This is a genomic window from Microvirga sesbaniae (assembly GCF_025460805.1).
Lineage (GTDB): Bacteria > Pseudomonadota > Alphaproteobacteria > Rhizobiales > Beijerinckiaceae > Microvirga > Microvirga sesbaniae.
Window position 1 is genome coordinate 165,204 of record NZ_JAMXFJ010000011.1, and the last position, 20,589, is coordinate 185,792.

Consider the following 20,589-nt stretch of genomic DNA (forward strand, 5'->3'; position numbering starts at 1 on the left):
GTCGACCTATGGGTCGCGGGGAGATGTCCAGCCGCTGGTGGCCCTTGGCCTGGCCTTGAAATCGATGGGTGTCGAGTCGCTGGTATCGGCCCCGACCGATGCGGAGTTCGTCGAGCTCCTTGAGCGAGAGGGGCTGCCGCTGGCGCCGGCCTTCATGCCGGTGCGCCAGTGGATCGCGCAGGCGAAACAATCAGGTCTAAAGCTGCCCCAACTGGCGACCAAGATGGTGCCGGCCCAGTATGACGCGATTTCTGCGGCGGCCGAGGGCTGTGATGCGATTGTCGCGACCGGCCTGTTCCCGTCGGTAGCAGCGGCACAGTCCGTGGCCGAGGGGCTGGGACTCCATTTCAGCTGGGCGGCCTTTTGCCCGCTCATGGTGCCCTCGCCGCACCAACCACCCCATGGAGTACCCAGGCTGGCCGCACCCGCCAGAGCTGACCGACAACCTGGGTCTGTGGGCGTTCAATGCCCAGGCGAAGAACGCGCTCTTCGGTCAAGCGGTCAACACTCACCGCGCAGCAATCGGCCTGCCGATCCTCGACAATGTCCGCGACCATGTCTTCACACACCGGCCATGGCTAGCATCAGACCCGGTTCTCAGCCCATGGCGTACGACTGACCTGAACGACGCGGTCCAGACCGGAGCATGGATCCTGTCCGACAGCCGTCCGCTCCCAGCCGAGTTGGAGGCATTTCTCGCCTCTGGAGAGCCTCCGGTTTATGTGGGCTTCGGCAGCATGGCCATGCACGCGGCAGAGGACCCTGCCCGCACGGCCATTGAGGCGGTTCGCGCGCAAGGCCGGCGCGTGATCCTTGGTCACGGCTGGGCCAATCTCGCGTTGATCGATGATCAGGAAGACTGCTTCGCTGTCGGTGAGGTCAACCAGCAGGCGCTCTTCGCCCGGGTCGCGGCCGTCGTGCACCATGGCGGCGCCGGAACGACCACAGCGGCGGCCCGCGCTGGCGTGCCTCAGGTGGTGGTGCCTCAAGTCGCCGACCAGCCCTATTGGGCCAGCCGTGTCACCGAACTCGGCATTGGTGCTGCGCACGAGGGATCAAATCCAAGAACTGGGTCGCTCTTGGTCCCGCTCAGGACGGCGCTGGCGGCGGATACTCGCGAGCGAGCGTTCGCCCTCGCTAAGACGATCCGCGGTAATAGGGCGGAAGTCGCTGCCGAGATGCTGATTGCTGCAATCCGAGGGGAATGCCGGTAGGTCTCGCGCCGCCCTCATTAGGGCCTGACAGAAAATGGAAAAGCCCAGGCTCCGGGGCGTACGGACCGGGTGCCTTCGCACCTCGGCCTCGCGCACTACGGGCCTGGGCTAATAGGGTACCAGACGGGCGCTCGCATCGTCAGGCAAGCGCAGGAACAATCCGTGCCGGAGTACATCCGTCCGGCACGACCTCATCGGAACACGCGGTGACGCCCGGTGCTCTCGAAGTCCACATACGATGTCCGCTGGGGTAAGCCTGATATAAGGATTGATATACAATTCGCAAGCAGGTCATGGCAAACATTGTGTCGCAGCCTCACCAGATTTGAGGAGCGAACACATCCCATCGGCGTGCCTTAGTCCCTCCCCCGATCACCAAGGTTAGGAAGGGAACCTTGACCGTGAGGCGACGTTTCCATCGGAGACCTCAGGAGCTCACATGCCGGTGTTGGATCTTAACAAAGTTGCAGGGGCGGGCTTGGCCGCACTGGTGCTCGGCGGATCAACGCTGGTGAGCCCAGCGGTCGCCGCAGATCTGCCCCCATACTTCGAGGGTCAAGAGGCGGTTCTGGAGCACCCACCAGTCCAGCGCAGGCTCGCGGTTGAGGAAACCTATATCGCCCCACCGGTCGAGCACAGGATCATTGGCCGTCGCGTGCTCGAGCAAGAGTTCGTTGGCGGATATGAAGGGCCGGCCTTGGTGCCGCAGTGGCCTCTGCCGATTGTGCCTCTGGAGTATAGCGATAGTTTTGAAGGGCCTGCCTTAGTCCCACCGCGAAATGTCCCAATCGTCTCTGGGCAGCGGGTTCTGCCTCCACCCGTATACCAGAAGAGAGTTGTCGGTCTCTCTGCGCCCATGGAGGAATGCCGCGTTGTCGTCCGAAAGCGGATCGACGCCTACGGCGATGTTACCATGCGCAGGACCAGAATCTGCGACTGAAAGCGGCTCGCCGTATCCGTAGCTCTTATTGTCCCTCTGACTCCTGCAGCGAGATGCCCGCCGGCACTTTCAGCTCGCCGTCGTCCTGATCCAGGTCGATGAAATGGTTGTTCTTGGGGATGACCAACCCCTCCCCGATCTTTGGCAACTTGGACAGGGCGGTGCAGGTGATAGCCGAGCGCTCTTCCGACGAAGTTTCGGTGCCGGTAAGCCGCACGGTTGTCGGCCCTGGACCTGAAAGGCTCCCTTCAATGCGAATGCTCTGATCGGGAAAATCCCAGGTGAAACGCTGGCCTGTCTGCTTCCACCTGCCCGGCCACTCGCCCGGTTTCGTCCGGGAAGCATCGAAAATGTAGGGGCTCACCTCACCGTTCTCGAACTCCCCTCCCCCGACACCACCACCTGGATAGAAGGTGATCACGAACTGGGATCGGTCGGAAGCGCGGGTGCATTGCCAGAGGGAACCTGCGAGGCTTAGGCTGTCGGCCAGACTTGCAGCGAGACCCAAGACAATCCCGATCGCGGCAAGCAGAATGCCTCTCATGGCTCTTTCTCCGGCCCTAGGAACGATGCCGCCGCACTGTAATCTGCCGCCCCTTACCAAACTTGTGTACCGTCCCGAAGATCACAGCCCCCGCGGGATTTGGACTGGGAGCAGCCAGTCTTCCCTTGCGAACAAAACCAGAAACAAGGATCAATCGTCCAAGAAGAAGCAGGGGACGATTCGTCAGTGTCCATCTCGGCTGGTTATCTCAACAAGCTCAATCCGGAACAGCGGCGGGCGGTGGAACACGGTGTCACCGATGGGAGGGCTCCGCCATCGCCGCGCCCGCTCTTGGTGATTGCCGGTGCGGGATCGGGCAAGACCAACACCTTGGCCCACCGGGTGGCGCATCTGATCGTCAACGGGGCCGATCCACGGCGCATCCTCCTCCTGACCTTCTCCCGCCGGGCCGCCGCCGAGATGGCGCGCCGGGTCGAGCGGATTGCCGGGCAGGTTCTGGGCCAGAGTGCCAGCGTGATGACAGATGCCCTCACCTGGGCAGGTACGTTCCACGGCATCGGCGCCAGGCTACTGCGCGACTACGCACTTGAGATCGGCCTGGATCCCGCCTTCACGATCCATGATCGCGAGGACTCAGCCGACTTGATGAACTTCATCCGGCACGAACTTGGCTTCTCCTCCACGGAGAGCCGTTTTCCCACTAAGGGAACGTGTCTGGCGATCTATTCCCGCTGCGTCAATGCCGAGACGACCCTTGAGGAGGTGCTTCGGGCCTCATATCCGTGGTGTGCCGGCTGGGCCGCCGAGCTGCGGCAGTTGTTTGCCGCCTATGTCGAAGCCAAACAGCGCCAGAATGTGCTCGATTACGACGACCTTCTGCTCTACTGGGCCCAGATGGCAGCCGAACCCTCGATCGCTACCGAACTGGGTAGGCGCTTCGACCATGTCCTCGTCGACGAGTACCAGGACACGAACCGGCTGCAGTCCTCAATCCTGCTCGCCCTCAAGCCCGACGGCCAGGGGCTGACCGTTGTTGGAGACGATGCCCAGTCGATCTATTCCTTCCGGGCCGCGACCGTCCGCAACATTCTGGATTTTCCAGCGCAGTTTAGCCCGCCAGCTGAGATCGTCACCCTCGACCGCAACTACCGCTCCTCCCAGCCGATCCTAGCGGCGGCCAATGCCGTGATCGAACTCGCCTCCGAGCGCTTCACTAAGAACCTTTGGACGGACCGAACCTCCGCCGAGCGGCCGCAACTGGTGGCCGTGCGCGACGAGGCCGATCAGGCCCGCTACGTGGTCGAGCAGGTGCTGGCGAACCGCGAGACCAGCATGACCCTCAAGCAGCAGGCGGTGCTGTTTCGCACCTCCCATCACAGTGGCCCCTTGGAGGTGGAGTTGACCCGCCGTAACGTCCCCTTCGTGAAGTTCGGCGGCCTCAAGTTCCTGGATGCTGCCCACGTGAAGGATGTGCTGGCGGCGCTGCGGTTCGTCCAGAACCCGCGCGATCGGGTCGCCGGCTTCCGCCTGATGCAGCTTCTGCCCGGCGTCGGACCGACCTCCGCTCAACGGGTCCTGGATCGTATGTCAGAGGCGGCCGATCCGATTGGGGCGCTGCTGGAAGCCCCTGCCCCACCGCGGGCTGGAGGCGAGTGGCAATCGTTTGTGGACACGATTGAACAGCTGCGGTCGGGTTCAGCAGGGTGGCCGGCGGAGCTTGAACGGGTCAGGGCCTGGTATGAGCCGCACCTCGAACGCATCTACGAGGATGTGACGACCCGTAAGGCGGACCTGATCCAGTTGGAACAGATCGCCACCGGATATCCGTCCCGGGACAGATTCCTCATGGAACTCACCCTCGATCCGCCTGACGCCACGAGTGATCAGGCTGGAGTTCCACTGCTCGATGAGGACTACCTGATCCTGTCGACAATCCACTCGGCCAAGGGGCAGGAGTGGAAGGCGACATTCGTCCTGAATGTCGTCGATGGCTGCATCCCATCGGATCTCGGCACAGGGACGACAGCGGAAATCGAGGAGGAGCGTCGGCTTCTCTACGTCGCCATGACGCGTGCTAAGGACAGTCTCCACCTCATCGTCCCGCAACGGTTCTTCACGCATCAGCAGTCCGCCACGGGGGATCGTCATGTCTATGCCGCCCGCACCCGTTTCATCCCGAGTGCGCTCCTGAACCAGTTTGAGAGGAGATCATGGCCGTCGGTCGCACCGGAGCAGGCGACGGGATCATCGTTCAACAGAGATGTTCGCGTCGACATCGGGGCCAAGATGCGGGGCATGTGGCGTTAGAGAACTGGTGTCGTCGGTTGTCAGACGATGCCCCAGGCGCGGTAGCGGGTCCGGCCAGTGAGCTCGCGCGGCAGCGCGCCGCCCAACTGGGCCAGCATCAGGTCGACGGCCTTTGGGGTGACCTTCAGGAGCTTGGCGCCGAGCGGTACGGTCACCAATGGACGCGACAGGAACAGGTCGACCAGTTCGGGCAGCTTCGAATTGGACCGGGTTTTAGCCGTGACCCGCCCCATCAGTTCACGGGCGAGAATGAGCCTCTCCAAGTCCTTGTTCGCGATATCCAAGGCTTCCTCGATGACACTGCAAAAGCCATCGAGTTTCTCCTTCGCTGCTTCCCGGCCCTGCGGACGGAACTTCGACTGCTTGAAGCCGGCCGCCAGCGGCAAGAGAAAGTTCGTGAGTCCTCGCGCTCTGAGAATGGAGGCAGCCATTGTCAGGCCCAGCCACGGCAAGCGGGTATAGAGGTTCAGATCCAGCCAGGCATTCCAGGCCATCGCCGCAGCAGCGACGGCTGGCCAATGGTTCATCCGCTTAACGAAATCAAGCCACAGGTCCTCGGCCTCTGCTTCATCCTGGTCCGGATCATAGACCAGATGCGATCGGCTCTTGGGCAGCGGAGTTTCACCCGCCAAGACCCTTGTGGTGCGATCCAACACGGCGTCGATTTCGGCAAAATGCGCCTTCCACGGGTCGGCATCATTGGCAAAGGCCGGATAAGCCTCGTCATCATCCGGATCAGGCCGCTTGCGTTTCGATGCGGTCGCTTCCGATGCGATCCCGCCAACACCCCTTAGAGCCGCTAGCCCGTCGAAAGACACTGGCCAAGGGGCTTTGCGGGCCATCGCCGTCCGTCGAGATCTGAGAGCCGCGGCCGCCCGGGTGAGTTCATGGGTCGGGCTGCGAATGTCCATTCCGGCGTCATGAAGGACGAGATCGCCGACGTCGACCAGATGCCCGTCGAGCATGAGGGCTCGGACGGCTTCGGTCATATCGCAACGAGACTGCCAGCCAGCCGAGAGCCCGGATGCTTCTAATCGAGCATCAAACCGCAGAATGGCAATCGTGATCTGCTCAAGCCGACCGGCAATTGTCTCCCACGGTAATTCGGGAACAATGATCGCCGGCCGCTCCGATGCTTCATCGGTCAAACTCAGGCGCACAAGCTGCCCCCTAACTGGTTTCGCGTTCACTAAATTATTGTATTATAACGGGTCTGTCTCGACAACGGTAGCGTTTGGGGATATCGCTACAATCTGCCATAGGCGCGGGCGCCCAGGCAAGAAATGGGCATACTAGGCTGTTTTAGCCTTAAACGGCCGATATTGACCGGTTCCCGCCGCCCCACGGAGCAAATTCGCCGCAATTGGCTAAGGAAATTCGACTGCATCAACCCTCAAAACTAGGCATGGCGGCGACCTCAACCGATCTTTTGCTTATCCCTGTCAGCTGTGTACCGGACTCCATTAGACAACATATCCTCCTTGGACAAACATACGTTCCAATTCGGCCTGGTTCTGCATGCCAAAATGGAAAGGGGGCTAGGATGCCCCCTCCTCGACTATCTACTTTCTATCCTCGCCTAAGCCTCAATCACGAAGCGGTTAGGCCTTAGCTGATTGAAACTGTGCATAAATTTCATGCAGATTTTCAGTGAGGTATTCGGCGAATTGAGCTTCTTGTTTAGCGTCTATGATGAACTTGATCTTGCCCCCGACCTTTTCAATACGAGCAATTCTCCGACCGGCTTGCTCGACCCACGAGCCAGAATCGAACTTTTCAGTTAAAGCGTCGATTAGGCGGATGAAACGCGTGTCTGTGTCAGCTGACACGAACTCCTGAGAACCGATTAGCTTCAGGGCTCTTTTTCGATTGCCATCTTTTTCGAGAAGGTCCGCCAACTGGACCCACCTTGGTCGCCCGGCTTTTGGAGCAGGTCCAACGGCCTTGATGATCTCGGAAGGGATACGTCGACCTAACGCGAGCAGCCTCGCAGCCATTGTACGATCGACCGTCAAAGCTGCTTCTATGGTCTCTCGGCTATAATGATGATCATCGAGTGCAATCGCAAACATGACCTTCTCGATGAAAGTCAGATCAAGCCGAGCAGAGTTCTCTTGACCTTGAGCAACTACGAGCTCCTCATCGCTCAGATTGAGAACAATTGCTCGTACTTTCCGCCTCAGTTCTTTAAGGGCACGCAAGCGGCGGCGACCGTATGCAATCTCGTACGTGTGCTCCTTTGTCGGATGAGGACGAACAAGGATTGGGATCCGCTGCCCGCCCGCCTTAATGGAATCAAAAAGCTCCCGATACTTGTTCTGGTCGACCTCAAGTCGGTCGGTGATCGACGAGTCCTCGATTGCGTCTGGATCAATCTCCAAAACTTTATCGCCCGCAGCGATTAGAGCTTGGGCTTCATCAGCGATTGAACCAAGACGCGTGACAGCGTCGCGCATTGTCCTCAGTGAGGGCGGGACCGTCCCTTGCCGCGGTTGCTCAGGTATGGTTGTCGCAATCGCGGGAACGAAGTCCGACGGGTCAACAACAGCAGCTTCCGGAGGCATCTCGGATTTTGCTTCAAGGCGATTTGCCATGTAGCCTTTGAGGCGGCTCAATTGCTTACTCATTCGCGTCCCCAAGCCTTCTTCATCAGTGTCTGGATTTCGGACCCCATCGACTCCAACGACTCGATTGCACGGTCGTAAGTTGATCGCGTGAAGTCCTCGCGGCTCACCTCGTATAAGGTCTGCTTGCTAAGGCCTGCGGCTTCGATGGCTGTCGACTTCAAAATTGGGCTGTTAAGGACGCGCTCTCGGAAGAGTGTGCGCATAAGCGCTACGGTCCAGTTTTGCGGCCCATCGTTAGGCTCAAAGCGAGTGACCGCATAACGCAGGAAATCATACTCTAGAGCTACTTCGGGTCCATTGCCGTTTTTGTTGACGGCGTCCTGCACCACTTCAAGAAGCGCAGCTGCCATCTGAAGGAACTGACACATGGACATCACGTCCAGCATTTGCGGATGGACAGTGATAAGCAGACTTGTTGCTGCGCAAAGTGCTCCGAGAGTGATGTACCCAAGTTGCGGCGGACAATCTAATATCATCACATCGTAATTATCTTCGACCGACGCGAGTGCATTAGCGATGCGATCCCAGAATCGCCCTCCATGAATTTCACTCATGAAGCGCGGGGCTTCATGCTCATATTCTTGCAGTTCGATGTTCCCAGGTACAAGGTCGAGCCCAGGGAAGTACGTTTTGCGGATAATCTCCGCAAGCGGCTTACGTGTTCCCTCGTACTTGATTGCGCCATAAATTGTATTGTCGGCATCAATGTCCATTTCTGGTTGATAACCGTGGAGGGCCGTCAGGGACGCCTGAGGATCCAGATCAATAGCCAGAACCCGATATCCCTGCAGCGCCATATACTGGGCTAGGTGTGCAGCCGTCGTTGTTTTTCCTGAACCGCCTTTGAAATTCGCGACGGCGATCACTTGGCAATGCTCGGTTCCTGTACGATGCGGCAGATACTTCTTACCTTTCGCACCGTCGTCAAGAAGGCGCCGCAGGTCGTTGATTTGCTCAAGGGTGTAAGATCGACGATTCCCCTGCCCTATCGTTGGTTGCGGCCCCTTTCCTGCCAAGGAGAGTTGGCGAAGGTATCCATCTGCAACTCCAATGAGCTTTGCAGCTTCTCCGGATGTAAAGGACCGAAGAGTCTTTTTTGCCTCAGGAGCGTAAAGCTCATGCCGGAGGTTGTTCAACTCTTTTGAAAGTGCGTCCCCGTCTTGAGCAATGACCTGTGTCACGCGCTCCCGGGAGAACGACTGGGATTTGAGGAACGGAGTACCAGTGTCCATTGCAGGGCACCCTTCTTAGTTTACGCGACCGAGCTGAGTGTTACGGTTTTGGATGAAGTCGCGGTTTAGGTCCGTAAATATGAGGCGAGGATTGTCGGAAGGTAGTTAAGAAATGGTTAACGGGAGGAGTAACGGCTCGGGAGTAATCGTCTCGCAGCCCACCTGCCGAAGGGATTCGCTCTTGTGTCAGCTGACACAGCCCTACCCTCGTCGAAATATTCGAGTCCCGATTTATCCAGCGGGTCCTTCGCGTATCGAAGCCGGGTGATAGTGGAAGGCAGTTGATTTGATCATACTGCGGCGAGGTCGGCTCAGAGCTAGGGTACGGGCCGGAAGCTCTGAAAACTGGAATCCTCGGGCACCAACGAACCTTACGCGTGGGAGGCGACGCTAAAAATGGCGGATGCCTGTGTCAGCTGACACAAGAATGTTTCCCAGATAGTTCCCAATAAATCCGGCAAAATCCATCTCGAGAATAATTCGCGTGAGGGCCCAGCTCACCGAATGGTTTTCCTATAGGAAGAGCGTATAAGTTCCGGATGCAGAGGGTTGGATGAGGTAGAAGCTTTGTGTCAGCTGACACAATTGTTGCGCAACCAACCATCTAGGACGATCGCGACATTCCCGAAGTGAAGTAGCTTGGGGTGATGCGCATGGGAGATGGGTTAAAAGGTGCAATTGGTAGGCCGTACCTTCCAAATTGCCCAATGCTGCTCTCTTTGGGCCGTCCATTCCCCCATCCGAATATAGGGCAGGGGAACCCAGAAAGGTGTCGCGCGGCACCTGGGCGAAGATCTATCAACGTCCTGAATCCGTCTTTCTTAACTGATTCTCGATTTATATTAGACCACCTCGTGCCGAGGCAGTGGCGCTGCGGGATGCCGCACGACAAGATTCGGTATCTGGCCTCGTCTGACGTAATACTAATGCCGACATAGCCAAGTTCTACGTTCTCGCCGTCAAGGGCAAGCTTACTCGGCGAAGCCGCCTTAATCCGTGAGCGGGGCCGCGTTGGCCCACCGGTCCGCGTAAGATCGAGTTGCATGAAACTAAGCGCAGCGCTGTAGAAGCCCCAGGGACCTGGCTTCGCTGCAAGCGGAGGTACGGTTGCGCCCGACGGCTCGATTGACGATAAGCCCTTACCGCGCCAGCTTCATGATCTCCGGCAAGTTCCCAACCCATACGCCGGGCTCTCACTGATCCATTGTTCTTCCGACCGAGACATCGGCATCAGTGGCACTCGATTACGAGCACGAGGCATCATGAAAAGCAGGACCTTCACCCAGTCCTTGGCCGCTTTATCCGCTGCTCCTTTCCTCCCCCAGCAAGCCACCGCCTCCCCTCCTTCGGCGGCTGCTTCCACAGGTCCTGCGCTCATGGGCGATCCATCACGGACGTGCCCTGGATCAAGATCGGCCAACATACCCTCACCCGCCGGCCGACCGGCTGCACGGTTATTTTGTGTGAGGATGGCGGCGTGGATGGTGTGGATATCCGAGGATCCGCCCCTGGTACCCGTGAAACCAACTTGCTCAACCAGACCAACGCCGTTCAACAGGTTCAAGCCATCCTCCTAGCCGGCGGTAGTGCCTACGGCTTGGAGGCTGCCACTGGTGTGATGAGCAATCTTGAGGAGCGAAAACTCGGGTTCAAGTTGCGCGCCGGAGTCGTTCCGACAGTGGCAGCTGCCATTCTGATGGACCTCGGTGTGGGGGGACTTCACAATCCGCCCGGATTCCGAGGCCGGCTACCAGGCCGCGCTGGCTGCCACGTCCGGGCCAGTCCGAGAGGGCAATGTTGGGGCAGGAGCAGGAGCGACAGTAGGCAAGATGTTCGGGTCAGCCTTCGCCATGAAGGGTGACGTTGGGACGGCCAGCCATCGGGTTCCGGGCACTGACGTCGTGGTCGGCGCTATCGTGGCTGTGAACGCTGTGGGCGACATCTTCCAACCCGACACCTACCAGATCCTTGCTGCCGCTGGACGGGGGGCGGACAGGGGTTCCGCGACACCATGGCGGCGATCATGGGCGGCTACCGCGTCGTGACATCGCGCGGCAGCAACACCACGATTGGGGCAGTGGCCCCCAACGTGCCGTTCAGCCAGGCTGAAAGGAGCAAGATCGCGCCTGTGGCCCGCGATGCCTTCGCCCGCAGCATCAATCCCGTGCACACGATGTCGGATGGCAACACGATCTTTGCCCTATCCACCGGCAGGGCCTCATCCGTCTGGGCCTATGTCTCTGCCATCGGGGCGATCGCCGCCACCGTGATGGCCCATGCCATAGCCCGAACCGTAGTCCAGGCCGAGAGCCTCGCCGAGCATCAACTCCCGGCTCATAGAGACCACGTGAAAGGACGAAGGAGCGTTCGGACTTGGTCGCAAAGGGCGGGGAGGGGTCTGAGAGCGCCTCACCTCCGTTCGACAGCAGCCTATTGAGGGTGGGCCGCTTCACTATGGGCCTCGCGCGTTAACCATATTCCCCGACGACGCGCTATTCAGCATTATGCAAGGATGTCGGCAGCGCCAGCCCGGCCGGATGCGCGCGATCGAGTTGCTGCTTGACGGAAGAGGCATTCCATTTTGTCCCGCCGCGCGGGGCTCGCTCTCGCATGCGTTTAAGTTGCAACACTATACCTCGCAGTGACAGATCCGGATCGGCCATCGCAATGCCAGCGATCAGCGTCATGAGCCGGTCGTCAGACCGGAGGGGAGGGATTTCTGAAGCAGCGCCGGATCAGCCATGCGCTGCGAGACCAGTTTTCGAACCGCGCGCGGAAGGCGCTCCTGCGTCCAGTTATGGCCCCATCCATTCAAAACCTGAACTACGTTCGCCCATGAGTGCCCCGGCCGCATTCGTTTCACTGTGGGCATCCACCGATCAGCCGTCGCAATGAGCGGCTCGAGATACCTCTTTTCCCTAGCAAATGTCAGTTTGCGGATGGTATCCGGGCGTTGTTCGCGAACCCCGGGGTCTGCCGAGGATCTTCCCGCGGGCCTTGGCAGCCCGTAACCCGGCCTTGGTGCGCTCGGAGATCAGTGATCGCTCAAGCTGCGCCACAGCACCGAGCACTTGCAGCGAGAACATGCCCTGGGGCGTCGATGTCTCAATCGCATCCTGAAGTGACTTGAAATGCGCTCCCGTCTTCGCCAGCCCCTCGATGACCTCGGGCAAATGGCTCACTGATCGTGTCAGCCGGTCGAGGCGCACGACCACGAGCACGTCTCCAGCCCGGAGCTCTCTGAGCAGTTGAGCGAGAACCGGACGAGCCCGGGATGCCCCTGACCCTTGCTCCTGATGGATCGTCACGCAGCCGGCCGCCTTGAGCTCGATGAGCTGGGCGTCCGTCATCTGGTCCTCGGTCGACACACGGGCATAGCCGATCAGTCGCCGTTTCGGGACCGGGGAGAGGGCCATCAGAGTCGCTAATCTCGGCCCGGTTCTCCGGCTTACTATAGAGAAGATGACGTCCGAAGCTTATACGGCTGACACCAGGTTGGTGGTCGACCATGAAGGCCAGCCGGTCCCTGCGAAATCACGATCGTGGCTCCATAGGTCAGCATCCAAGGTCCAGGCCAACACCAGCAAGTGGGCATAGGTGACGCTGCCGTTGCGGGACGCCGGCCCGCTCCTGAGCGCTGTTTCGGCCGCTGTCCTATCCTCGTCGGCGACGTCCTCACGGGCAATTATGGTCACGAGATCAAGCAGGCTTTCTAGAACGGCGAGATCGCTGGGCCTGACGTGCCCAACCACGCGATAGGCCTCATTAAAGGCTTCTTCGCTTGTGATCAGGCTTCACCGCCCTGAGATCAGGTCCAGGTGTCCACCGGTCGTTGACCCCAGGACCGCGGCCACGAGGATACTGGCGTCGACCACCAAGGCTACTGGGACGTCGCGCGGTCGGGTCAAGGACCGAACTCGCGATCAAGGGCAGCCTGCTCCTCAGGGGAGCGTCGGGATTCCGCCTGTGCCAGTGCCTGACAGAACCGTGCCCGGGCCGCCTCAGAAGCGGGGCGCAGGGGAACGAGCAGAGCAACGGCCCGCCCGTCGCTCTGCACCGGAACAGCTCCGGGGAGCTGCTCGATCGAAGCCGCCGACAGTTCCTGGAGTTCTCTCATCGTTACCGCACGTGCTATGGCATGTATGTAAACATGCAGGGCGGCATTTTCCAAGCAAGTCGAAGACGGTTTGTACAATTTCATGAGACGCGTACTAAAGGTCGTTTGAAGACGTCTTTCAAGATACCTTTTTAATCAGTCGGGGAGGGGAGGGCTTCCCCGTAACGGCCGAAAATGCTTTGGAAATAAGGGCATTAGCGACCCTGCTGACGAGAAGAGTCAACCTAAGCCTCGGCGATCGGATCCCGAACGAAGCGGCTCATGATGCTGTCCGCTTCAACGGCACAAATCCCAATAACAGGCCGTAGGTAATTCCCGTTTAGGTTCTTCTGTCGCCCCAACACTTAGCGAAATCAATAGTTTATCTGTCAACACGAAGCGAAGATTTCGGAGGCCAGCGGATTGGCACCGGAACAAGCCTTGAGCCTAAACACACGGAACGAAGGACCCAGCAAGAACGCGCCTCCAGGACTACCTGTGTCCCAGTCTCAACAGAACGTCCTTGGCCTGGTTGACGCGTGCCGCGAGATAGGTCGAACCGCCTTGGTCCGGGTGGAGCTTCTTCATCAAAGTCCGATGGGCTCGCCGGATGTCCTCAGGGCTGGCCCCAGGCTGAAGATCCAGGATCCGGTACGCTTCCTCCGGGGTCATCGCGGCCGAAGGGGAGGGAGTGTCGGCCTGTGACGCCTCCCCGGTCTGGGCGTATTCCCGCCAATGCGGAAACCGGCGGTCAAGGTAGGCCTCGAGAAGGCGAGCACCATCAGGATCGCCGGCATGGCACTCGGCAAGCAGATCCCGCAGGCAAGCCTCATTCAGGGCCTCGAGTTGCTGTCCCGCGAAGGCACCAGCAAGCACCGTGCCTGTCATCTCCCCGCTATCATGATCCAGCGTCATCTCGATCCGCTGCGAGCGAACGCGTGAGGTGCGGCCGGAGGTCCGCTGTGCCCGCACACCAGCATGAGGCCAGGGTAGGCGGCTCCATCCGAGCAGCCAAGCTCCGAAGCTTCCGATCAGCAGGGCCATGTCGATCCGTCCCCGCGCCGCAAGCAGGCCCGCGAGACCCAGCGCCACAACCCCGCCGGTGACTTTGAGAAACCTCGCCAGAGTAGCAGGGTTCGCATGCGCAAAGTTGCTCAGGAACCACCACAGAACCACGACGGCCGCAATGCCATACAGCAGCATCACGGTCTGCGCTCAGTAATGGCCGTGAGCAGGCCCCGGGCCTGCGCGCTGCCGGCCGTCAGCCGGGCAAGCCCCGCGATGCCACCGGTCGCATAGGCGGCTGCGGCCCGCAGGAGTTCGGACAGGGCCTGGGGAGCTCCGGCATCGAACCGGGTATAGGCGCCGCCGCTCAGGCGGGCGATCTCCTGAAACGCTCCAGCCGCATCAGGGTCGTCCCCCTCGTGGAACATGAAGGCCTTGACCCCAAGGAGACCCAGTTCTCCCGCGACGGCACAGAGATCGTCGATCGGCTCCTCCATGGCATCGCCAACGTAGACGAGCACTTTTACCGGCGTTTGGCCTGCCTCGGCCCGGACATGACGGAGCACCCGCCCGATCTGGGTCTGACCACCCCGGCAGCTGATCCTAGTCATAAGATCGGTCAGAGCCCGTGCGTCGGCGACCCAGCGGGACGCGCGGCACTCGCCGAACCCCCGGAAGTAGACCAGCTGCACCGAGAGACCATCGGCCTCACTGGTCGTAGCAAACATCTCGCCCTGGACGCGGCAGGCGAGATCCCAGGTCGGCTGTCGACTCATCGTGGCATCAAGGGCGAACACGAGACGCGCTCGGGGCGCATTGCCCGTCAGTGGCCCAAGACGCTTGGCCTCTGTCAGGAAGGAGTCGATCATCGAAGGCGGACTGGCGCCGGGGATGGGTGATCGTGTGAGATCCTTCTTGTCAACCATCGTCTCTCCCTCTCCCAAGATGTGGGGTTGCAGCGAGTGCCTGTAAATCCGGGGATAGAGGTTTCACGAAGCATGCCCTTCTTGAGGCGCCTGCCAGGATGAGCAGCAAGCCTGATCGTTGCGCCGACGACTCACGTGCAGCCGAGGAGCGCATACAATGGTTGCGCCCTCCCACCCGCGAACTCACTCAGTCTGCCGCACGAACTTACCGGCCAGACCCGCTACAAAGCATGAGGCATCGTGTAGGGCCTCTCCGGCTCGTGAGGCAGCGCCTCTTTGTCGCCTTACTGCCATGGTTCAGGGCTCTTGGATGAACCTTAACCGGAGAAGGCAGCTTGTTCGAGGATCTTGGGAGCACGCGAATCAAACTGGCCTGTCCTCGCTGCCAGCAGATGTTCAAGGTTCGACTGCGGAAGCCTCGGTTTGGAGCCGATCTCACCTGCCGGCTGTGCCGCCATGAGTTCTCGGCCAGAGATGTGTCGCATCGGATCGAGGTCTCTGATGCCTTGGCTCGCCTGCAACAGGTCGTGAAGCGCCGCGTGCGGCTTACGAAGCCTCCCGGCCAAGGCGGAGCTGTCGATGGTGCCAGAGGTCACCACCAGGCTGAGATCTCAGCTGCCCTGACGAAGCTGCAACCCAGCGGGTGCAGCACAGAAGCTTGACTGTAACAGCATACCAGTTTCAGCCATAATCCTCATGTTTGTTGAAGGTCCTGGCGCCGAATCGGTTGGCGCGTCATAGGGCCTGAAATGACCCGCGCTCTGGCTGTTGCCACTGCTCTTTTGCTCGCTATCCTCTCCCACGCACCAACCGCAAACGCCGCAGACCCGGTTCACTTCTGGGATCTCCAGCCGCGATCGCTCCGTCTCCTCGTTTCCTCCCCACAAGTAATGGTCACCCGCACCAGGACGGGTTGGGATGCCTATTGCCGCTGCCCGGTGGTTCTCGCTCCGTCCGAGATCCCCGAGGTGATGAAGAAGGCCATCGTGGCAGTCGAGGACAAGCGCTACTTCGAGCACAGTGGCGTGGATGTGATCTCGCTACTGTCGGTACTCAAAGGAGGTCTCACCCGTGGTGGCAGCACGATCCCGATGCAGCTCCTCAAGAATTTGGTCTTCCACGATCTCAGAGCGAGCGATGTGCTCAGCCGCCTCGAGCGCAAAGGGGCGGAGGTCTGGTACGCCGGCCTCTTCGATGAGGCCGTCGGCAAGGAGGAACTCCTGGCGGCCTACCTCAACCAGATCGAGTTCGGCGGGCGCGACATTGTCGGGCTGTACCGGGCGAGCCGGCACTACTTCCGCAAGGAGCCCAGGGACCTGACGCTGTACGAGGCCGCGCTGCTGGCCGGCATGGTCAAGGCGCCCGCACGGCTCAATCCGATCCGTGAGCAGACCCGGGAGCGGGCACATGAGCGCGCGCTTCTCGTCCTGAAGCTCATGAGCGAGCAGGGCCTGATTAGCGACAAGGAGCGCCGTCAGGCTGAGAGGGCAGGGATCCGCCCCGGCCTGCTGCCGGAGTTCAAGATCCAGCCGCAGGCTTTTACCGAATGGGTGGTGGAGACCTGGGGGGACAGGTACGTGCAGCCGGGAGAGACGGTCCGTTTCTTCGTCACCTTGAATCCCCGCATCCAGCACCTGGCGGAGCACCAGCTCAGCAGGCTCGTCAAGGACGGGGCTGTCCCGCCCGCGTATGACGCCGGTGCCGTCATGATGGCCCCGAACGGACGCGTGCAGGCAATGGTCGGCTCCGTCGATTGGTCCCAGCGGCAGTTCAACAATGCCGTGAAGGCCCGCGTGCAGACCGGTTCGACGGCGAAGTTGCCGCTGCTGATTGCCGCCTGCGAGGCCGGCAAGAGCCCTGAAAGCCGCGTCCTCGACCAGCCCGTCAAAGGAAACTGGCCTTCGAACGGCGCACTGGGCTACCGCGGGCAGACAACGCTGAAGGAGGCAATGGCCTCGTCACGAAATGCCGCGGCGGTGCGGTTGGCGCGAGAGATCGGAGCCGACACCCTTGCGGACGTCAGCCGACGCACCGGCATCGATCCTGGTCCCACGGATGATCCAAGCTTCATCCTCGGCTCATACTCGAGCAATGTCATGACCATGACGGCAGCCTACGCGTCGGTGGCCAATGGCGGCTACCAGGTCACCCCGTCGGGAGTGCTCGCGGTGGTCGATGGGCGAGGCCAGGTCAGGGCTGACTTTCTGACGACCATGCGCAAGAGGGTCATTCCGGAGGAGTGTGTCGATCCGACACAGGAGGTTCTCCGCGAGGTGGTTCAGAACGGGACCGGCCGTGCGGCACGGTTGAGAGACTGGACAACCTACGGCAAGACGGGGACGTCTACCGGGAACACCGATGCCTGGTTTATCGGCTGGAGCGAGCAGCGGGTGCTCGGGATCTGGATGGGCCGGCGGCACGGCGAGACCGGCCCCGCTCTGGCCGGCGCGGGGGCCCCTGCGGCCTACTTCGGGCGTGTCGCCAACGCAGTGAATGAATGGACCGACCAGCAACAGAAACGTGAGGAGCAACGACTGGCGAGCGCGCGGACCAAGCGGCCTGCTCAACCGGGCAAGATGGCTGATTGGTTCTCGGGGCTCCGGCCGTCCGTGGCCCTCCCGAAGGGGCGATCGGCTCACGATCCTGTACCTGGAGGGAAAAGGACGTGAGCCCGTCAGGCCTCGACAGGGAGCGCGCATGACGACGACAGCACAAAGCCTTTGTGCGGCTGCGTTCGTGGGCTTGTGCCTGTCCTTACCGGCCGTCGCGGCCGAGCCAGAGAGCTGCCCGGGATTGATCGCCTCACGAGAGGCCCTGTTCTCCTGGGCAGCGTTGCGCCAGGATGAGGTTGGCCTGACGTTTGTCGGCCACGCCACTTTCCTGATCGAGACGCCGCAGGGGGTGCGGATTGCCACCGACTACAGTGACGGCAGCCGCCCTTCCATCACCCCTGACGTGGCCACGATGAACAAGGCTCATGCCACCCACTTCAGCTATCACCCTGATCCAGCTATCAAGCATGTGCTCAAGGGTTGGAACCCGGCCGGAGGTCCCGTTATCCACGACCTGACGGTGCAGGATGTACGCATCCGGAACGTCTCGACCAACATCCGGAACTCTCAAGGGGCAACGGAATACGACGGCAATTCCATCTTCGTGTTCGAAACCGCTCAGCTATGCATTGCGCATTTGGGTCACCTGCATCACACCCTCTCGCCCGAGCACCTGAAGAGGCTGGGGCGGATCGATGTTCTGCTGGTGCCGGTGGATGGCGGCTACACGCTCGAGACGTTTGACATGATGGAGGTGCTGCGCGCGATCAATGCACCGCTCATCGTCCCGATGCATTACTTTGGGCCGTCAACCCTCAACCGCTTTCTCGCCTCCGCCCGAGCGTACTTCCCGGTGGAGTTCAGCGACACGGCAGCCATCACCCTGTCCCGTGCCACGCTGCCGAGGAGCCCGAAGATCTTGGTCCTGCCAGGGCATTGAGCGGTGGCGGAGCAGGTGCATTAGACCATCTGACTTTTAATCAGAGGGTCCTGGGTTCGAGTCCCAGCGCGCTCACCAATAATATCAAAGGGTTACCGGCATCTGCCCTTTGAGCGACTTCTCTCCAGGTAGCCAATAGGTAGCCAGACGTTTCAGGTGGAAGGGATACGAGCTCGTCCGAGGCGGAGGCAACCTCCGAGCTAGCATGCCAAGGTGAGTCGCTCCGCGCCTGCGTCCCGTCCACTTCGGCTCAATTTGAAGATCTGCCGCGGAACCGCCCATGATGAGGCCCGAAAGGTCTGGTGTCTGGTCTCTCGCCGTAAGCAGACCTTCACCCAGCACTCCTGAACTTCCCAGATTGACCCACTCCGAACCTTCCCGGAGCAGTTCTCCCCTCCGAGTCCATGTTCCAAAACGCCCCGTTAACGGAAATCGGCGAGGCGTTTCGTCAGGACTTCGATCAACTCGCGATGGGCTTCCAAGGCCTGCCCCATAGGGCCACTCGTGCCACCTGCGTTGAACAGATCATGGATCTGCTTTTCTGCCTCGGCAATGCGCCGCCGGATGCTCTCAGGGGTGGTGTGCTTGGCCGCCTCCTTCTGCACCCATCTGGATCTGTGATTGTTCCTCTGGTGCATTGGACCCTCGGGACCGCTGTCCCCTCGGGTCAATCCACCCCACGGGGTGATTGAAGATTTTATCCGCTTTCCAGAAGGCATCCAATCCTCTTGGGAGTAGGTGTGCGTCCCATTTGGTCAACTCAACATTGCAATGCCGCTTGTCAAAAGGGCATTATGCTTCCGGATCGGGGTTCTGAATGAGGGCAGGTTTGAGTTCCTCGCTGTCCTCTAGGAAGTCCAGATGCGGAGCCGAGTGCGTTTACCCGCGCCTTCCAGCGCTGGTGCGGGCAGACCCCATCGGAATGGCGCGTCAGCCGTCCCGCGCGGAGTTCTAGGTATTCGTGGAAGCTGCGCCGTCCCGACCTCGCCCCTGATCCCCCCAGCGAGCTTGCATGAGGCGTGAGGCAACGTGACAGTGACCGGGCGACTGCCCGAGGCGCTTTGCGTCCGGCAGTCTCAAATTGTCAACGTGCTGGCACAAGCGGTCAAGCAGCGGAGAGGGGAATGGCGATACTCACCGGCAGCAACGCGCCCGGCATGTAACGTGCGGATCCGGGTCGGGATCCGGTAAAGCCCATTCGCCAGCCACGACGGCACAACGGGAGACCATCATGACGGCTGCGGTTCCAGCCCCGGACGGACCCAGGCAGGGCGAGCGCCGGCACGACAGGTACGACCGGCTCATAGCGACGGCCCAATCCCTGACGAAGCGGAAGGTGGCCCTGGTGCACCCGTGCGACTGCCGGGCCACGAGGTTTGAAACGGCTCAACGTGATGCTCCGTCATTCGTAATCGCGCACTGAACAAGGAGGTGTCGATGTTCAAGATTCCAGGAACTCTTCGTTGTGGCCTGTTCGCCCTTGCGACCACGGTTGCGTCACTGTCGCCGGGGCTAGGATGGGCCGCGACCGGGACCGTGCATGTCGAGATCGCCAGGGCGGGCTTCATCGTCGGCGTCGGAGGCGGTCGCGGAACGCTCGTCTTCCAGGGACGGCGCTATCCCCTGAGCGTCGGAGGCCTGAGCGTCGGCGCGACGATCGGCGCCACGAAGGCGGAACTCGTCGGGCGGGCCTACAATCTGCGTCGCCCCTCCGACATTGCCGGCACCTACACGGCCGTGGGCGGCGGCGTTGCAGCGGGTGGCGGGGCATCGGGCGTACGGTTGCAAAACGCGAAGGGCGTCGTCCTCGAGCTGCGCGGTCGCACCATTGGACTGGAGCTCAACGCCAACGTGAGCGGCGTGCAGATCGGGCTGCGCTGAAACTGGACGAGCGGTTCGGATCCCGAAGCTGGATAAGTGAGAAGGCAGCGATGGCGAGGCTCGCAGGTGTGTCCCGGGCGCACCCGCCCGTAGGCAAGATGGATAGAAGATTGACTGGCCTTGAGCTTGGGAGACCATGATGAGGAAAAGGTTCGGCTCGCGTCAGATCATCGCTCTCACGGTCATTCCGATCATCACCACGACACCGGCCTTAGCAGCTCCGGGCATCACCACGGCCAGCGTCAATTTCCGCTCGGGTCCGGGAACGCAATACTCCTCCATTCGCACGCTTCCGGAAGGCACCGCGGTCGACATCGGCGATTGCGGGGATTCGGGCAGCTGGTGCGCCGTCACCGTCGGCGGT

At 60.8% G+C, this 20,589-nt stretch carries 16 protein-coding genes, 1 tRNA gene and 2 pseudogenes; 9 read left to right on the top strand and 10 right to left on the bottom strand.

Features of this window, described 5'->3' with window-relative positions; translation table 11 throughout:
* Window positions 1-401: 401 nt before the first annotated feature.
* Window positions 402-1,214, top strand: a complete 813-nt coding sequence (locus tag OCW50_RS16860; protein WP_262298330.1) for a glycosyltransferase — start codon at window positions 402-404, stop codon at window positions 1,212-1,214.
* A 439-nt stretch (window positions 1,215-1,653) separates the two neighbouring features.
* A complete protein-coding gene (locus OCW50_RS16865) occupies window positions 1,654-2,154 on the top strand; it encodes a hypothetical protein (RefSeq protein WP_262298331.1) in 501 nt (166 codons plus the stop codon).
* A gap of 25 nt (window positions 2,155-2,179) precedes the next feature.
* On the opposite strand, the gene OCW50_RS16870 is transcribed toward OCW50_RS16865, so the two are convergent.
* Window positions 2,180-2,698, bottom strand: coding sequence for a hypothetical protein (locus tag OCW50_RS16870; RefSeq protein ID WP_262298332.1), 519 nt, complete (start codon window positions 2,696-2,698; stop codon window positions 2,180-2,182).
* A 192-nt stretch (window positions 2,699-2,890) separates the two neighbouring features.
* Between OCW50_RS16870 and OCW50_RS16875 the strand changes: the two genes are divergently transcribed.
* A complete protein-coding gene (locus OCW50_RS16875; protein WP_262298356.1) occupies window positions 2,891-4,966 on the top strand; it encodes an ATP-dependent helicase in 2,076 nt (691 codons plus the stop codon).
* A 20-nt stretch (window positions 4,967-4,986) separates the two neighbouring features.
* On the opposite strand, the gene OCW50_RS16880 is transcribed toward OCW50_RS16875, so the two are convergent.
* From OCW50_RS16880 to repA, 3 genes are all read right to left on the bottom strand, one after another.
* A complete protein-coding gene (locus tag OCW50_RS16880) occupies window positions 4,987-6,126 on the bottom strand; it encodes an RHE_PE00001 family protein (RefSeq protein WP_262298333.1) in 1,140 nt (379 codons plus the stop codon).
* Between the two features lie 441 nt (window positions 6,127-6,567).
* Window positions 6,568-7,593 carry a plasmid partitioning protein RepB gene (gene repB, locus OCW50_RS16885; protein ID WP_262298334.1) on the bottom strand — a complete coding sequence of 342 codons (1,026 nt, stop codon included), beginning with the start codon at window positions 7,591-7,593 and terminating at the stop codon, window positions 6,568-6,570.
* Window positions 7,590-8,825, bottom strand: coding sequence for a plasmid partitioning protein RepA (gene repA, locus OCW50_RS16890; protein WP_262298335.1), 1,236 nt, complete (start codon window positions 8,823-8,825; stop codon window positions 7,590-7,592). The genes repB and repA overlap by 4 nt, the downstream gene beginning before the upstream one ends.
* Window positions 8,826-10,087: 1,262 nt before the next feature.
* On the opposite strand from repA, the pseudogene OCW50_RS16895 reads away from it, so the two are divergent.
* A pseudogene (locus tag OCW50_RS16895) lies at window positions 10,088-11,175 on the top strand (P1 family peptidase); the annotation flags it as partial.
* A gap of 142 nt (window positions 11,176-11,317) precedes the next feature.
* On the opposite strand, the pseudogene OCW50_RS16900 reads toward OCW50_RS16895, so the two are convergent.
* The 5 genes and pseudogenes from OCW50_RS16900 to OCW50_RS16920 form a co-directional block, all read right to left on the bottom strand.
* Window positions 11,318-12,241, bottom strand: a pseudogene (locus tag OCW50_RS16900) (recombinase family protein).
* Window positions 12,242-12,729: 488 nt separating this feature from the next.
* Window positions 12,730-12,942: a hypothetical protein gene (locus tag OCW50_RS16905; RefSeq protein ID WP_262298336.1), complete on the bottom strand. Its 213-nt coding sequence runs from the start codon at window positions 12,940-12,942 to the stop codon at window positions 12,730-12,732.
* A gap of 471 nt (window positions 12,943-13,413) precedes the next feature.
* Window positions 13,414-14,124, bottom strand: coding sequence for a DnaJ domain-containing protein (locus tag OCW50_RS16910; protein WP_262298337.1), 711 nt, complete (start codon window positions 14,122-14,124; stop codon window positions 13,414-13,416).
* Window positions 14,124-14,852 carry a vWA domain-containing protein gene (locus OCW50_RS16915; protein WP_262298338.1) on the bottom strand — a complete coding sequence of 243 codons (729 nt, stop codon included), beginning with the start codon at window positions 14,850-14,852 and terminating at the stop codon, window positions 14,124-14,126. The genes OCW50_RS16910 and OCW50_RS16915 overlap by 1 nt, the downstream gene beginning before the upstream one ends.
* A 317-nt stretch (window positions 14,853-15,169) precedes the next feature.
* Window positions 15,170-15,451: a hypothetical protein gene (locus OCW50_RS16920; protein WP_262298339.1), complete on the bottom strand. Its 282-nt coding sequence runs from the start codon at window positions 15,449-15,451 to the stop codon at window positions 15,170-15,172.
* Window positions 15,452-15,742: 291 nt separating this feature from the next.
* Here OCW50_RS16920 and OCW50_RS16925 point away from each other — a divergent pair, with 291 nt between their 5' ends.
* The 3 genes from OCW50_RS16925 (at window position 15,743) to OCW50_RS16935 (ending at window position 18,422) form a co-directional block, all read left to right on the top strand.
* A complete protein-coding gene (locus tag OCW50_RS16925) occupies window positions 15,743-17,521 on the top strand; it encodes a transglycosylase domain-containing protein (protein WP_262298340.1) in 1,779 nt (592 codons plus the stop codon).
* Window positions 17,522-17,684: 163 nt separating this feature from the next.
* A complete protein-coding gene (locus OCW50_RS16930) occupies window positions 17,685-18,344 on the top strand; it encodes an MBL fold metallo-hydrolase (RefSeq protein WP_262298341.1) in 660 nt (219 codons plus the stop codon).
* Window positions 18,343-18,422, top strand: a tRNA-Lys gene (locus tag OCW50_RS16935). The genes OCW50_RS16930 and OCW50_RS16935 overlap by 2 nt, the downstream gene beginning before the upstream one ends.
* A gap of 344 nt (window positions 18,423-18,766) precedes the next feature.
* Here the strand turns inward: OCW50_RS16935 and OCW50_RS16940 are convergent.
* Window positions 18,767-18,949, bottom strand: a complete 183-nt coding sequence (locus OCW50_RS16940) for a hypothetical protein (RefSeq protein ID WP_262298342.1) — start codon at window positions 18,947-18,949, stop codon at window positions 18,767-18,769.
* Window positions 18,950-19,781: 832 nt separating this feature from the next.
* On the opposite strand from OCW50_RS16940, the gene OCW50_RS16945 reads away from it, so the two are divergent.
* On the top strand, window positions 19,782-20,225 hold the full coding sequence (locus tag OCW50_RS16945) for a lipid-binding SYLF domain-containing protein (RefSeq protein WP_262298343.1): 444 nt from the start codon (window positions 19,782-19,784) through the stop codon (window positions 20,223-20,225).
* Between the two features lie 139 nt (window positions 20,226-20,364).
* A partial coding sequence (locus tag OCW50_RS16950; RefSeq protein WP_262298344.1) for an SH3 domain-containing protein occupies window positions 20,365-20,589 on the top strand: 225 nt, incomplete at its 3' end.

What these genes read in the sequence shown, in the direction of transcription:
- OCW50_RS16860 (WP_262298330.1), top strand. Translation starts at nt 402, where the DNA reads ATGGAGTACCCAGGCTGGCCGCACCCGCCAGAGCTGACCGACAACCTG.
- OCW50_RS16865 (WP_262298331.1), top strand. Translation starts at nt 1,654, where the DNA reads ATGCCGGTGTTGGATCTTAACAAAGTTGCAGGGGCGGGCTTGGCCGCA.
- OCW50_RS16870 (WP_262298332.1), bottom strand. Translation starts at nt 2,698, where the DNA reads ATGAGAGGCATTCTGCTTGCCGCGATCGGGATTGTCTTGGGTCTCGCT.
- repB (WP_262298334.1), bottom strand. Translation starts at nt 7,593, where the DNA reads ATGAGTAAGCAATTGAGCCGCCTCAAAGGCTACATGGCAAATCGCCTT.
- repA (WP_262298335.1), bottom strand. Translation starts at nt 8,825, where the DNA reads ATGGACACTGGTACTCCGTTCCTCAAATCCCAGTCGTTCTCCCGGGAG.
- OCW50_RS16905 (WP_262298336.1), bottom strand. Translation starts at nt 12,942, where the DNA reads ATGAGAGAACTCCAGGAACTGTCGGCGGCTTCGATCGAGCAGCTCCCC.
- OCW50_RS16910 (WP_262298337.1), bottom strand. Translation starts at nt 14,124, where the DNA reads ATGCTGCTGTATGGCATTGCGGCCGTCGTGGTTCTGTGGTGGTTCCTG.
- OCW50_RS16915 (WP_262298338.1), bottom strand. Translation starts at nt 14,852, where the DNA reads ATGGTTGACAAGAAGGATCTCACACGATCACCCATCCCCGGCGCCAGT.
- OCW50_RS16925 (WP_262298340.1), top strand. Translation starts at nt 15,743, where the DNA reads ATGGTCACCCGCACCAGGACGGGTTGGGATGCCTATTGCCGCTGCCCG.
- OCW50_RS16945 (WP_262298343.1), top strand. Translation starts at nt 19,782, where the DNA reads ATGTTCAAGATTCCAGGAACTCTTCGTTGTGGCCTGTTCGCCCTTGCG.